This is a genomic window from uncultured Nitratireductor sp., assembly GCF_913053745.1.
Classification (GTDB): Bacteria; Pseudomonadota; Alphaproteobacteria; order Rhizobiales; family Rhizobiaceae; genus Nitratireductor.
The window spans coordinates 1-13829 of record NZ_CAJXGF010000122.1 but is presented as its reverse complement, the minus strand read 5'-3'; the positions used below and the strand labels follow the sequence as shown (position 1 = coordinate 13829).

12 protein-coding genes are annotated in these 13829 nt (G+C 62.2%); 2 read left to right on the top strand and 10 right to left on the bottom strand.

Annotated elements, in window-relative coordinates:
• Positions 1–707: hypothetical protein (locus QZ638_RS17600; RefSeq protein ID WP_295813198.1), on the bottom strand; the 707-nt coding region annotated here is incomplete at its 3' end.
• A gap of 233 nt (positions 708–940) precedes the next feature.
• Here QZ638_RS17600 and lipB point away from each other — a divergent pair.
• The gene (gene lipB / locus QZ638_RS17595; RefSeq protein WP_366936254.1) at positions 941–2176 is read left to right on the top strand and encodes a lipoyl(octanoyl) transferase LipB; all 1236 of its coding nucleotides are present in this window, start codon (positions 941–943) and stop codon (positions 2174–2176) included.
• Positions 2177–2306: 130 nt separating this feature from the next.
• A complete protein-coding gene (ggt, locus tag QZ638_RS17590; RefSeq protein WP_295813195.1) occupies positions 2307–4064 on the top strand; it encodes a gamma-glutamyltransferase in 1758 nt (585 codons plus the stop codon).
• Positions 4065–4493: 429 nt separating this feature from the next.
• Here ggt and QZ638_RS17585 read toward each other — a convergent pair whose 3' ends face one another.
• The 9 genes from QZ638_RS17585 to QZ638_RS17545 form a co-directional block, all read right to left on the bottom strand.
• Positions 4494–5180: an ABC transporter ATP-binding protein gene (locus tag QZ638_RS17585; RefSeq protein WP_295813192.1), complete on the bottom strand. Its 687-nt coding sequence runs from the start codon at positions 5178–5180 to the stop codon at positions 4494–4496.
• Complete coding sequence (locus QZ638_RS17580; protein WP_295813190.1) at positions 5180–6493, bottom strand: lipoprotein-releasing ABC transporter permease subunit; 1314 nt, start codon at positions 6491–6493, stop codon at positions 5180–5182. The genes QZ638_RS17585 and QZ638_RS17580 overlap by 1 nt, the downstream gene beginning before the upstream one ends.
• 64 nt (positions 6494–6557) lie before the next feature.
• Complete coding sequence (gene proS, locus QZ638_RS17575; RefSeq protein ID WP_295813188.1) at positions 6558–7889, bottom strand: proline--tRNA ligase; 1332 nt, start codon at positions 7887–7889, stop codon at positions 6558–6560.
• A gap of 478 nt (positions 7890–8367) precedes the next feature.
• Positions 8368–8637 carry a DUF1467 family protein gene (locus QZ638_RS17570; RefSeq protein WP_295813185.1) on the bottom strand — a complete coding sequence of 90 codons (270 nt, stop codon included), beginning with the start codon at positions 8635–8637 and terminating at the stop codon, positions 8368–8370.
• 7 nt (positions 8638–8644) lie between these two features.
• The gene (mce, locus tag QZ638_RS17565; RefSeq protein ID WP_295813183.1) at positions 8645–9049 is read right to left on the bottom strand and encodes a methylmalonyl-CoA epimerase; all 405 of its coding nucleotides are present in this window, start codon (positions 9047–9049) and stop codon (positions 8645–8647) included.
• Positions 9050–9100: 51 nt separating this feature from the next.
• Complete coding sequence (locus QZ638_RS17560; protein ID WP_295813181.1) at positions 9101–10804, bottom strand: ribonuclease J; 1704 nt, start codon at positions 10802–10804, stop codon at positions 9101–9103.
• Between the two features lie 14 nt (positions 10805–10818).
• The gene (locus tag QZ638_RS17555; protein WP_295813180.1) at positions 10819–11643 is read right to left on the bottom strand and encodes a biotin--[acetyl-CoA-carboxylase] ligase; all 825 of its coding nucleotides are present in this window, start codon (positions 11641–11643) and stop codon (positions 10819–10821) included.
• Between the two features lie 3 nt (positions 11644–11646).
• Positions 11647–13083 (bottom strand): NADH-quinone oxidoreductase subunit NuoN, encoded by a 1437-nt coding sequence (nuoN, locus tag QZ638_RS17550; RefSeq protein ID WP_295813179.1) that lies wholly within the window; start codon positions 13081–13083, stop codon positions 11647–11649.
• A 15-nt stretch (positions 13084–13098) separates the two neighbouring features.
• Positions 13099–13829, bottom strand: a 731-nt coding sequence (locus QZ638_RS17545; protein WP_295813177.1) for an NADH-quinone oxidoreductase subunit M, incomplete at its 5' end; no start/stop codon positions are given.

The window sequence follows — 13829 nt, the reverse complement described above, 5'->3', positions numbered from 1 at the left end:
AAGCTGTCCTGCTCGTAATCGCCGTCGATCCGGTTCTCGCCGAGATCGAAGTTGCGCTCGTCGAGGCCCAGTTCGAGCTGGCTGTTGTAGAGGTAGTTGCCCTGGGCGCTGATCCGCCAGCCCTCGTCGCTGGCGGCGGCTTCCAGGTTGCCCGCGCTCTCGCCGGTCACGTGCTGGGACGGGGTGGTAAGGCCGCCGTCGGCCACCCGCCCGTTCACCTCGCCGGCCAGGTCGGCGGTGAGGGAGAGGTCGCGGATCAGATCCGAATGGCGCACCTCCAGGCTCCAGAAGCCGCGCTCCAGGATCGAGCCGTCGGCGCCGCGCTCGATCAGGCGCAGGCTGTGGGAGCCTGTGCCGAGGGCTTCGGGCGGGGTGACGGTCAGGCGGCCGGCCTCGGCCAGGACGAAGGCGGTGACGTCCAGGTCGTCCAGCTCCACGGCCAGATTGCCGTAGACCGCCGGGTCCAGCCCGGCCGGCAGCAGGATGACGATGGGGTCGCTGCGCCCGCGGGTCTCCGACCCGTTGGGCGCCAGCTCGGGAACCCAGTCGCTCTGGGCCCATGCCGGCTGGCCGGCGCTGCATAGGGAAAGGGCCAGGAAGACCGTGGCCAGTCCGGTGGAAGAGGCAGTAAACCGGCCGCTACGGCAACGTACGGCACACGACAAACCGCGCCTGGCGCCCTGCGCGCCACGCTTATCAAACTGCATTGCCCTACCTTTCGGTCCACCCCCCGGCGAACGAATTCAGGGCGACTCTCCCACACTCAGGGCTTTCTATTAGCCCGAAAGCGGCCCGGAAGGAAGAGCGAGGTTGCCGCTAGTCCCAATTTTCTTCCGATTCCCTGGAGGGTTAGCGCTTTGGAGGGATCAGGCCTTAACAAATCGGTCATATTGGGGTGGACTGGACCGGGCGGCGGGACAGCGACGGCAGGGCCTGCGACATGAGCGGCAAGACCAAGAAGAAACCGAACAAGTGCCCGGGTTTTCGGCTGGACCGGATCCAGATGGACAAGAAGCTCGACCGGCGCACCTACGAAAAGCGGCTGGAGGCGCAGCAGTTGCTGCTGCGGCAGATCCAGCAGGCCTACCTGGCCAGCGGCGAGCGGGCGGTCATCGTCTTCGAGGGCTGGGACGCCGGGGGCAAGGGCGGCACCATCCGCCGCATGAGCGCCGTGATGGACCCCCGCGGCTTCAAGGTCTGGCCGATTGCCGCGCCGCGCAATTTCCACAAGGAACGGCACTTCCTCTACCGTTTCTGGGAGCGGGTGCCGCCGGTCGGCGCGATCTCGGTCTTCGACCGCTCCTGGTACGGGCGGGTCCTGGTGGAGCGGGTCGAGCGCCTGACCCCGGAGGAGGACTGGCGGCGCGGCTACCGGGAGATCAACGAGTTCGAGCGCATGCTGCACGACGACGGCGCGCGCATCGTGAAGATCTTTCTGCACATCACCCCGGAGGAGCAGCTCAGGCGCTTCGAGCAGCGGCTGACCGACCCGATGAAGCGCTGGAAGCTGACGGACGAGGACTTCCGCAATCGCGACCGCCGCCCGGACTACGAGACGGCTGTCGCTTTCATGGAAGAGCGTGCCGGCCTGATACGCGAGGGCAAAGCCGCCGAAATGGTCTGGCTGGTGGAGCATCCACCGCTTTATACCGCCGGCACGAGCGCCAATGGCGCCGATCTTCTCGAAGCCGGCCGTTTCCCGGTCTACAAGACCGGACGCGGCGGCGAATATACCTATCATGGCCCGGGACAGCGGGTCGCGTATGTAATGCTCGACTTGAAGACCCGTCGCGAGGACGTGCGCGCGTTCATCGCCGCATTGGAAACCTGGATCATCACCACGCTGGCACGTTTCAACGTCACCGGCGAGCGTCGCGAGGACCGCGTCGGCGTCTGGGTAGCGCGACCGGAGAAAGCGCCATTGCCCGGCGACCTGCCCGCCGAGGACAAGATCGCCGCCATCGGCATTCGCCTGCGACGCTGGGTCAGCTTTCACGGCATCTCGATCAACGTCGAGCCGGAACTGGCTCATTTCGGAGGCATCGTGCCCTGCGGTATAAGCGGCTACGGTGTCACCAGTCTGGTCGATCTCGGCCTGCCGGTGACGATGGAGGATGTCGACCTGGCGCTCAAAGCCGCTTTCACGGAGGTGTTCGGCCCTGCCGAACGCCGCTAGGGCACCCGGTCCACAGCGAAAATGCGGTGGCCGCGACGGAAATCGCCTGCGGCCACGCCATGCCAGGCTTGAGAGCGTTTCGGTGTTTCCGTTTCCCGGATGCGCGGCGCTCTGATCGAGGAGTGCCAATATGCGATTATTATCTGCCTTTGGGGCATTCGCCCTAACTTCCCTTACCGCGGTCAGCGGTGTTTTGGCGCAGCAGGCAACCGACGCCCACGCGCCCGAGATCGCCAGCGGCCTTACGGACAAGACCACGGTCCAGGCAAAGGAGCAGATGGTCGCCGCCGCCAATCCGCTCGCCGCCCAGGCGGGCCTCGATATGCTTCGCCAAGGCGGCAGTGCCGCCGACGCTCTGGTGGCGGTGCAGACCGTGCTTGGCCTCGTGGAGCCGCAATCGTCCGGTATCGGTGGCGGCGCGTTTCTCGTCTGGTATGAGGCCGCGAGCGGCAAGGTGACCACATTCGACGGACGCGAAACCGCGCCAGCCGCCGCGACACCGGAACTGTTCATGAACGATCAGGGTGAACCGCTCGCTTTCTTCGACGCCGTGGTCGGCGGCCGTTCGGTCGGCACCCCCGGCGTCGTGAAACTGATGGAAACCATTCACAAGCGTGCCGGTAAGCTCGATTGGGAAGCGCTTCTACAGCCGGCCATCCGGCTTGCAGAGGGCGGTTTCAGCGTCTCGCCGAGACTCCATGCCCTGATCGAGGGCGACAAGGGGCGTCTGGACACACAGTCCGCAGCCCGTGCCTATTTCTACGACAAGAATGGCGACGCATTGGCGGTCGGCTCCATTCTCAAGAACCCCGACTATGCCACCACCCTTAAAAGGATCGCCGAATACGGCGCCGAAGGCTTCTATAAGGGGCCGGTGGCCGACAAGATCGTAGAGGCGGTGAAGGCTCACGACGGCAATCCGGGCCTCCTGACGCTGGACGACCTTGCCGCCTATGAGGTGAAGGAGCGCGAGGCTGTCTGTGCGCCCTATCGCGGTCTCGACGTCTGCGGCATGGGACCACCCTCTTCCGGCGCTCTCACCGTGGGGCAGGTTCTGGGCATGGTCTCCGCGTTCGATCTCGCCGGCCTCGGCCCGGACGATCCCGAGAGCTGGCGCATCATCGGCGATGCCACCCGCCTCGCCTTTGCCGATCGCGGTCGATACATGGCCGACAGCGACTTCGTCAAAATGCCCAAGGGTCTGCTCGATCCGGATTATCTGAAGGCGCGCGCGGCGCTGATCCGGCGTCCGACCGCGCTCGGCGCTGACGAAGTGAAAGCCGGCGACCCGCCATGGGACAAGGCCGAGCTGCGCATTGACGGGATGAGCCTCGAACAACCCTCCACCTCGCATTTCGTGATCGTCGACAAGAACGGCAATATCGCCTCGATGACCACATCCGTGGAAAGTGCCTTCGGGTCGCGCCAGATGGCCGCGGGCTTCATTCTCAACAACCAGCTCACCGACTTTTCCTTCACGCCCGAAGCCGACGGCGAAGCCGTGGCAAACCGGGTTCAGCCCGGCAAGCGGCCACGCTCTTCCATGTCGCCGACAATCGTTTTGAAGGATGGCAAGCCGCTCCATGCTCTCGGATCGCCAGGCGGCAGCAACATCATTCCCTATGTTGCCAACACGATCATCGCGCTGACCGACTGGGACATGAACATGCAACAGGCGATAGACCTGCCGCATCTGACGAACCGCTTCGGCACCTACACGCTGGAAGCGGGCACGCCAGCCGAGGAGATGCAGGACGACCTCGACGCACTCGGCTTCAAGACGACAATCGGCGATCTAAATTCCGGCCTCCAGGGCATCACCATCACGCCCCAGGGACTGGAAGGCGGCGCCGATCCACGGCGTGAAGGCGTTGCCGTGGGAGATTGAGTGTCTTTCGAAGTGACGAGAACGGTTTCCGAAACCCGCGTTTTTCCTTCCAGGGGAAGACGACAGATGAAAACCGGAGCAGAGAGGCGGGCTACCCGCCTCTTTTGCATTCAAGTGCTGTTCGCGCATGTAGCCATACGCGACACCGGCAAATTCAGATCGCGCCGATAACCACGGCGGCCATCATGATGAAAGAACTGACGGCAACGAGCGAGACGACATCCTGGACAAGATCGGTCATTTATCCCTCCTGATCACTTTATAAACCCTTTATGTTCTATTTTTGTTCCAAAGTCAATGACGCAGAACCTGCCTTGACCAGAGACGGAAGATCAGGGTTTACGTTGGGTTAATCTGGGAATCTTGATCGTTGCGGCTTGTAGCGCCGATGCCGGGCTGGCTGTCGGCTCAGAGGAAACGCCGCCGCTTTCAGCGTTTCCAGGTGACGACCTTGCCGCCGTCGAGCGTCACCACGCGGTCCATGCGGGCGGCCAGCTCGTGATTATGTGTCGCGATGAGCGCGGCGAGACCGGATTGACGCACCAGCGCCTCCAACGCATCGAACACATAGCCGGCCGTCTTGGGGTCGAGATTGCCGGTCGGCTCATCGGCAAGCAGCACGCGCGGAGCGTTGGCGACTGCGCGTGCGATTGCGACGCGCTGCTGCTCGCCGCCGGAAAGTTCAGCCGGACGGTGGCTCGCCCGGTGGCCAACACGCAGATAGTCCAGCAATTGTCCCGCACGTTCCTGCGCCTCCGCCGGCGCCATGCCGGCGATCATCTGCGGGATCATGATGTTCTCCTCGGCGGAGAACTCCGGCAGCAGATGATGGAACTGGTAGACGAAACCGATTTCGTTGCGGCGGATCGCGGTCCGTGCATCGTCGGAAAGCCGGCCGCAGGACTGGCCGGCGACGATCACCTCGCCCGCGTCCGGCGCCTCCAGGAGACCGGCTAGGTGAAGCAGCGTGGACTTGCCCGCGCCCGAGGGCGCGACCAGCGCCACCATCTCCCCGGGGTTCAGCTCGAACGCCGCGCCCTTGAGGATGGTGAGGCGCCCCTCGCCTTCGCGATAACTGCGTTCGATGCCCTTGAGTTCGAGAATTGGTCCCGCCATCAGTCATACCTCAGCGCATCGACAGGATCGAGCCGCGAAGCCCGCCATGCCGGGAAGAGCGTTGCCACGAAGGACAGGGTCAACGCCATGACGATGACCGCCACTGTCTCGCCGGCTTCCATCTTGGCCGGCAACTGGCTCAGAAAATAGAGTTCGGGATCGAAGATCGTGGTGCCGGAAAGCCAGGAGAAGAACTGGCGGATCGATTCCACATTCCAGCAGATGACGATGCCGAGGATCACCCCGGCGATCGTGCCGGCAACGCCGATCGCCGCCCCGGTCATCAGGAAGATACGCATGATGGCGCCGCTGGTGGCGCCCATGGTACGCAGGATGGCGATGTCGTGGCCCTTATCCTTCACCAGCATCACCAGGCCGGAAATAATGTTGAGTGCAGCCACGAGCACAATCATGGTCAGGATCATGAACATGACGTTGCGCTCCACCTCGAGAGCGGAGAAGAACGTGCTGTTGCGCTGGCGCCAGTCGGACAAGAGAACGGGCCGTTGCGCCGCCTCCTCCACCAACGGGCGCAGCGTGTCCACCGCATCCGGATCGTCGACGAAGAGTTCGATGGATTGCACCAGTCCCTCGGCGTTGAAATAGAGCTGCGCCTCTTGAAGGGGCATGTAGATGATCGAGGAATCGTATTCCGACATACCGATCTCGAAGGTCGCCGAGATCGGGTAGGTTTTGACCCGCGGCGTGGTGCCGAACGGCGTGATGTCGCCTTCCGGCGCAACCAGCGTGACGGAATCGCCGACCGTCAGCCCGAGATTCTGCGCCATACGCGAGCCGATCGCCAGCCCCTCGCCTGCGGCGAACCCAACCAGCGAACCGTCCTGAATGTTGTTCGACACCAGTTCCAGGCGCGAAAGGTCGTCGGCGCGCACGCCACGCACCACGGCGCCGGTGCCGGCACCGCTACGCCCGGACACGAGCACCTGGCCCTGCACCATGGGCATGGCCAGGCGCACGCCCTCGACGCCCTCGATCCGACCCGCCACTGCGTCATAGTCGTTCATCGGCATGTCGATGGGCTGCACGATGAGATGCCCGTTGACGCCGAGAATCCGGGTCAGGAGTTCGGCACGGAAACCGTTCATCACCGCCATGACGACGATGAGCGTGGCGACACCCAGCATGATGCCGATGAAGGAGATCGATGCAATCACCGAGATCACCGTCTCCTTGCGGCGCGAGCGCAGATAGCGCCAGGCGATCAGCCGCTCGAAACGGGAGAACGGCCCGGCTCCGGCAGGCTTTGCCGGGGCGCTCTGCGCGGCTTCCCTGCTGGTGGCAGCTTCACTCATGGCACGACCTCAAAGATTTTCGCGCAGATAGCGGTTTTCGCGCGTATGGGATGAGCGCACCGCCTCATGCGGCTCCCTGTATCAGGCGATCGATCACGGCATCGAGCGGCAGCGCCTCGCGCGCGCCGGTGGCGCGGTTCTTGATTTCCACCTCGCCATTGGCAACCCCGCGCGGGCCGACGATGATCTGCCAGGGCAAACCGATGAGATCCGCGGTGGCGAATTTGCCGCCCGCACGCTGGTCCGTATCGTCGTAGAGTACATCCCTGCCGGCAGCCTGCAATTTCTCGTAAAGCCCCTCGCAGATGCGGTCGCAGGCTTCGTCGCCAACCTTCATGTTGATCAGTGCAACGTCGAACGGCGCCACGCTTTCAGGCCAAATGATGCCATTTTCGTCGTGGCTGGCCTCGATGATGGCTGCCAAAAGCCGGCTTGGGCCGATGCCGTAGGACCCCATGGACACGCTGTGCTCTTTTCCGTCCGGGCCGGTCACGGTTGCATTCATGGGCTCGGAATACTTGGTCCCGAAGTGGAAAATATGGCCGACCTCGATGCCACGTGCAGAAACCTTCTCGTCTTCGCCGATCGCATCCCAGACGGCTTCGTCGTGCATCTCGTCAGTGGCCGCATAAGGCGTCGTCCAGGTGGTGACGATGTCGGCGATCTCCGCATCGTTTCCGAAATCGACATCGGTGCCAGGTACGGCAAGCTCGAGGAACTCCTTCCGACAAAACACCTCGCTTTCACCGGTGGACGCAAGGATGATGAACTCGTGGCTCAGATCGCCGCCGATGGGACCGGTGTCGGCGCGCATGGGGATCGCCTGCAGGCCCATGCGCGCAAAGGTGCGCAGATAGGCGACGAACATGCGATTGTAGGCCGCTTTCGCCCCTTCGAAATCCAGATCGAAGGAATAGGCATCCTTCATAAGGAATTCGCGCGAACGCATGACGCCGAAACGCGGGCGAACCTCGTCGCGGAATTTCCACTGGATGTGATAGAGGTTGAGCGGCAGATCCTTGTAGGACTTCACGTAGGACCGGAAAATGTCGGTCACCATCTCTTCATTGGTGGGGCCGTAGAGCATGTTGCGCTCGTGACGGTCGGTGATGCGCAACATCTCCTTACCGTAATCGTCATAGCGTCCGCTCTCCATCCAAAGGTCGGCCGATTGGATGGTGGGCATCAGGATCTCCTGCGCGCCCGCCCGGTTTTGCTCCTCGCGGATGATCCGGTTCACCTTGTCGAGCACACGCTTGCCCAATGGCAGCCAGGAAAAGCTCCCCGCCCCTTGCTGGCGGATCATGCCGGCACGCAGCATCAGGCGATGCGAGACGATCTCGGCCTCGCGAGGGGTTTCTTTCAGGATCGGCAGAAAGTAGCGCGACAGTCGCATAAACGCATCCATTAAGGCGGCTCGAAAGAGCTTGTTCGGAATCAGAATGACAAACGGTTCAAGGCCGGTGTCTTAACCATTTCGCAATGGATTGAAAAGCCGAAGCCGCGCATCAACCCACGCGCAGGAAGGCCATTCCGCTTCCGGCACGGACCTCTCGCGCGAAAATGATAACAATGCATTTCAAACACAATTTTCCTCGTGACAATTCGTCTCAACTTGCTCTATGGTGCGCTCCCATAACAAGAGGGTGAAGCTACAATTCATCCTCATTACGCGGTCAAAGTCTTGGGAGGATGCGGTCCAGGCGCGGTTATTCGCAGCCGCCGGCGATGATACGGCTAAGGATCGGACGCGTTGAGTTAGCAAGGCCTCTGGCCTTGCATTTTTTTTGGGAACAGCTCGTCCCGCCCCTGAATTTGCGTGAAATTTTGCCGAGCGCTGGCGCGTCGGACAGGCGCCGTTGTTTCAAGCGGCGTCAGTCGTAATGCGGCACGATCCGCGGAATGTCGTCGAAGGAAAAACCCAGCCCGCGTGTCACGAGCACCAGAAGTCCGCAGATCACGACAGCAATGATCGTGGTGCGGATCAATGCGCGCAGCATGTGCGGACCGCGCGGAGCGCTTTCGGTTGTGCCCAGCGTCACCTCGCCGTCTTCTTCCTGAGTGCGCAGTCCGAAAGGCAGCGCGACAAAGAGCACCGTCCACCAGACGATGAAGAACACGGCGAATAGAGAAACCCAGCTCATCAAAACCTCAAACCTGTTCGAGTTCGACAAGGGTGCCGGCGAAATCCTTCGGATGCAGAAAGAGAACCGGATTGCCATGCGCGCCGATCTTCGGCTCGCCGTCGCCGAGAACGCGGGCACCGTTCGCCTTCAGGGCGTCGCGTGCCGCGGCGATATCGGCGACCTCGTAGCATATATGGTGCATGCCGCCATCGGGATTCTTCGCCAGGAATCCGGCGATCGGCGACTCCGCGCCGAGCGGTTCGAGGAGCTCGACCTTGGTGTTGTCCAGTTCGACGAAGACCACCGTGACGCCATGCTCGGGCAAGCGCTGCGGAGCGGAGACATGGGCGCCCAGCGTGTCGCGATAAAGGGCGGACGCCTTGGCCAGATCCGGCACGGCGATCGCGACATGGTTGAGCTTTCCAAGCATCGGCTTCGTTCTTTCCTGCAATGCGGCGAGGTTAACGCCCCGCCCCCTTGCTTATTGCGTCACGAACACCGTCACAATGGGCTTTTTGCCCCAGGCAGCGTTGGCCGAATTGCGCACCGCGCGGCGCACGGATTCCGACACGAGATCGAGATTCTTGCGTCGATTGCGCGGAATGCTACGCACCGCCCCGATTGCGGCGTCGAGCATGACGTCTTCAAGCGGCTCGCCGCGAGCGTCCATCTCGGCCACGCCGAGCGCGACGATGTCGGGATCGCCATCGAGGTCGAGCCGTTCATCGAGCACAATATTGACGGCAACATGACCGGCATAAGAGAGCTTACGCCGTTCGCGAATGCCCATCTCCTCGTCGTCGCCGATCAGGTGGCCGTCCTTGTAGATGCGACCATACTGCACCTCGCCAATGATCTCGGCCTGTCCAGGCGCGAGGCGCAGCATATCGCCATTGCGCACCTGCGCCACTTCCGGAATGCCTTCCATGGAGCCGAGCGAGCCTTGCGCCACCAGATGTGCCGCTTCGCCATGCACCGGTACGAGAATCTGCGGGCGTACCCAGGAATACATACGCTTCAATTCGCTGCGACGCGGGTGACCCGAGACATGCACCAGTGCGTCGTCATCCTCGATAATGTGGATTCCCTGCTCGATCAGGAGGTTCTTGATTTCCAGAACCGCCTTCTCATTGCCGGGGATGAGACGCGACGAGTAGACCACCGTATCTCCGGCGGTGAGCGAGACATTGCGCATTTCGTCGCGTGCGAGCTTGGCAAGCGCGGCGCGATTTTCTCCCTGGCTGCCGGTACACAGAATGACGATCTTTTCGCGCGGAATGTGCTGAAATTCGTCCTCGTCCAGATATTCGGGCAGACCGTCGAGATATCCCTGTTCGGTCGCCACATCGATGACCCGCTTCAGCGAACGGCCGAGCACAAGAAGCTCGCGTCCGGCATCGCGTGCAGCTTCGGCGATGGAGCGTATGCGTCCGACATTGGAAGAGAAAGTGGTGACGGCGACGCGGCCCGATGCCGCTTCGATCACTTCTTTCAGACCTTCGCCAACAGCCTGTTCGGTGGGCGATTCCCCTTCGCGCATCGCGTTGGTCGAATCGCAGACCAGCGCCAACACGCCAGCATCGCCGATGGCACGGAAACGCGTCTCGTCGGTCTTGGGTCCGATGGCGGGCGCGGGGTCGATTTTCCAATCGCCCGTATGAACCACGGTTCCAAGCGGCGTGGTAATGGCAAGCGACACAGGCTCCGGGATCGAATGCGCCACGGCCACGGCTTCAATCGAAAACGGCCCGACCGTGAAGGTTTCTCCGGCTTTGAAGATTTTCACCGGAACGTCGGGAGCGCCTGACTCGGATTGGCGCTTGGCCTCCAAAAGCCCGGCCGCGAAGGGTGTCATCCAAACATCGGTCTTGAGAAGCGGCCAAAGATCGAGCACGGCACCATAATGGTCTTCATGCGCGTGGGTAATGACCATGCCGTGCAGCCGATCGACCTCCCCCTGGATGAAGCTGATATCGGGCAGAACCAGATCGACGCCGGGCAACTCCGGTCCGGGAAAGGTTACGCCGCAATCGACGACGATCCATTCGCGTTTGCCGGCAGGCCCGAAGCCGTAGAGCCCGAAGTTCATGCCGATCTCGCCGACACCGCCCAGCGGACAGAAGACCAGTTCCGCATTCTTCAGATCGCCGCTCTTGGCTGTCTTCTTAGCATTGGAACGCGCCATTGGGTTCCTTTCCTTCAATCTGTTCTTTCCGAGGCGACCGCGCCGAAATGCACGTCGCCGGCGGCAATTCTCAACAATGAGCCGTCCGCCTCGCGGATCACGAAGCGGCAGGCTTCGTCGATGGTTTCGAATGTCCCGCGCGCCACGCGCCCATCGACGCGGATGGACACCTGCGACCCAAGGCCGGCAGCGCGCGTGAGCCATCTCTCGCGGATGGCCTTAAGCCCGTGCCCGGCGTTCCAAAGGCGACTGTTATCGACCCAGGCGTCCGAAAGCGCAAGAAAGAGGTCGTCCGCATTTCCCTTGAACCCCAGCTCCCTAAGCGATGTCGCGGGGTAAGGCACCTCCTCCGGATAAGACACCACGTTCACGCCGATGCCCACCGCGATGGCAAAGCGCCCGTCGGGCAACAGAGCCGATTCAAGCAATATGCCCGAAAGCTTCGCACCTTCCGCCAGAACGTCGTTGGGCCATTTGAGTTCGAAGCGTCCGCGCGGCAGGTCGCCACCATCGGCGGCAACGGCAATGCGCTTGTCGGGAACGACCGCGAAAAGCGCGTCGGAAAGCGCAAGTCCCGCAACGAAACCGAGCGTGGCAGCCGTCCCCGGCTCGAAACGGCCGACAGAAAGGAGCGTCGCAGCGAGATTTCCCGGCGGCGTTGTCCATTCCCGGCCACGCCGGCCACGCCCGCTCACCTGTTGCGAGGAGACCACCCAGAGATCGCCGTCATCGCCGGCGCGTGCGTGTTCGAGCGCCAGCGCATTGGTCGAACCGACGCTTTCATGGGCCTCCAGCCGATAACCGGCCATCGCGGCCGAAGGCGCCAGACGAAAGGCCATGGCCTAAAAGAAAGTCTTTGCGGCGGCCTCAGCGAAACGCCCGACGGGACCACCGATCAGGACGTAAAGCAGCACGAACGCACCCGACAGGAGCATGACGAAGCGAAGCTCGCCCGCCATGGGTTGGAAGCCGCCGGCCGATTCGTCAAACCACATTACCTTAATAACACGCAGATAGTAGAAAGCACCGACCACCGACGCGACAACGCCAATCACAGCGAGTGCATAGAGCTCAGCGTCGATGGCGGCCAGAAACACGTACCACTTTCCCCAAAAACCGGCGAGCGGCGGAATGCCGGCAAGCGAAAACATGAGGATGGTCATAACGGTGGCCATCATGGGATTCGTCGAAGACAGGCCCGCCAGATCGTCGATCTGCTCGACATTGCCGTCATTGCGACGCATGGCGAGAATAACGGCGAAGGTACCGAGCGTCATGGCCAGATAGATCAGCATGTAGATCGCCACGCCCTTGACGCCCGCCTCAGAATTGGCGGCAAGACCGACCAGCGCATAACCGACATGGCCGATGGACGAATAGGCCATCAGGCGCTTGATGTTGCGCTGGCCGATGGCGGCGAAGGCACCCAGCACCATGGAGGCGATCGAAACGAAGACCACGATCTGCTGCCAGTCGCTTGCTATGGGCTCGAACGCGCCCATCGTCACACGGACCAGAAGTGCCATCGCGGCCATCTTGGGTGCGGCAGCGAAGAAAGCTGTGACCGGCGTCGGCGCGCCTTCATAGACGTCGGGCGTCCACATGTGAAACGGCACGGCGGAGATCTTGAAGGCGAGCCCCGCAAGCACGAAAACGAGACCGAAGACGAGACCGAGCTGACGCTCCGCACCCGTGAGCGTTGCAGCGATGACGTCGAAGCCGGTGTTGCCGGTGTAGCCGTAGACCAGCGAAATGCCGTAAAGCATCATGCCCGAAGAGAGCGCGCCCAGAACAAAGTATTTCAGGCCCGCCTCGGTAGAGCGCGCGCTGTCGCGGTTGATGGCGGCAACGACATAGAGTGCGAGCGACTGCAGCTCGAGGCCCAGATAGAGCGCGATCATGTCATTGGCCGAGATCATCAGCATCATGCCGAGTGTGGCCAGCATGATGAGAACCGGGAACTCGAACTTGTCGAACTTCTCCGCCTTGGCAAAACCGACCGACATGACGAGCGTCACAACGGAGCCGACCAGCGTCAGGATCTTCATGAAGCGGGCGAACGCATCGCTTACGAAGGCGCCGCCGAAGGCGCGGCCATCGGCCGGGAAGATCACCATCAGCGCAATCACGGCGACCAGAAGCGCGACCGCAAGACCGGTGACGGTGGAATTGGCACGGGGGCCGGAAAAGACACCGACCATCAGGAGCGCCATAGCGCCCACCGCCAAGATCAGCTCCGGCGTTGCAAGGATCAGGCTTATCGTCAGATCAGGCGTCATTCGCTTTCAATCCGTTTACTGCGCGGCAGCCGTTGCCGCTTCCCGTGCCATGTCGGCCGACAGGGAGACATTGTTCACAAGTGCTTCGACCGAAACCGCCGTCGCATCGAGGATCGGTGCCGGGTAGACACCGAAGAAGATAACCAGCACCACCAGCGGGTAGAGAATGAGCTTCTCGCGTGCGGAGAGGTCGAGCATGCCCTTCAGGCTTTCCTTGGTGAGCGAGCCGAAGATCACCCGGCGATAGAGCCAGAGCGCATAACCCGCCGACAGGATGACGCCGGTGGTGGCAAAAAGCGCGACCCAGGTGTTGACCTTGAACACCGACAGAAGTGTCAGGAATTCGCCAACGAAGCCGCTGGTGCCCGGCAGGCCAACATTCGCCATGGTGAAGATCATGAACACGGTGGCGTATTTGGGCATGTTGTTGACGAGGCCGCCATAGGCCGCGATCTCGCGTGTGTGCATGCGGTCATAGATGACGCCGACACACAGGAAGAGCGCGCCCGAGACGAGGCCGTGCGAGAGCATCTGGAAGATCGCGCCCTGCACGCCCTGCTCGTTGATGGCGAAAATGCCCATGGTGACGAAGCCCATATGGGCGACCGAGGAATAGGCGATGAGCTTCTTGATATCCTCCTGCATCAGCGCCACCAGCGAGGTGTAGATGATGGCGATCACCGAAAGGGTGAAGACCAACGGCGCCAGATCGATGGAGGCGACCGGGAACATGGGCAGCGAGAAGC

Bases quoted from the DNA above. Each gene is read 5' to 3' on its own strand.
- lipB (WP_366936254.1), top strand. From the start codon at position 941: ATGAGCGGCAAGACCAAGAAGAAACCGAACAAGTGCCCGGGTTTTCGG.
- ggt (WP_295813195.1), top strand. From the start codon at position 2,307: ATGCGATTATTATCTGCCTTTGGGGCATTCGCCCTAACTTCCCTTACC.
- QZ638_RS17585 (WP_295813192.1), bottom strand. From the start codon at position 5,180: ATGGCGGGACCAATTCTCGAACTCAAGGGCATCGAACGCAGTTATCGC.
- QZ638_RS17580 (WP_295813190.1), bottom strand. From the start codon at position 6,493: ATGAGTGAAGCTGCCACCAGCAGGGAAGCCGCGCAGAGCGCCCCGGCA.
- proS (WP_295813188.1), bottom strand. From the start codon at position 7,889: ATGCGACTGTCGCGCTACTTTCTGCCGATCCTGAAAGAAACCCCTCGC.
- QZ638_RS17570 (WP_295813185.1), bottom strand. From the start codon at position 8,637: ATGAGCTGGGTTTCTCTATTCGCCGTGTTCTTCATCGTCTGGTGGACG.
- mce (WP_295813183.1), bottom strand. From the start codon at position 9,049: ATGCTTGGAAAGCTCAACCATGTCGCGATCGCCGTGCCGGATCTGGCC.
- QZ638_RS17560 (WP_295813181.1), bottom strand. From the start codon at position 10,804: ATGGCGCGTTCCAATGCTAAGAAGACAGCCAAGAGCGGCGATCTGAAG.
- QZ638_RS17555 (WP_295813180.1), bottom strand. From the start codon at position 11,643: ATGGCCTTTCGTCTGGCGCCTTCGGCCGCGATGGCCGGTTATCGGCTG.
- nuoN (WP_295813179.1), bottom strand. From the start codon at position 13,083: ATGACGCCTGATCTGACGATAAGCCTGATCCTTGCAACGCCGGAGCTG.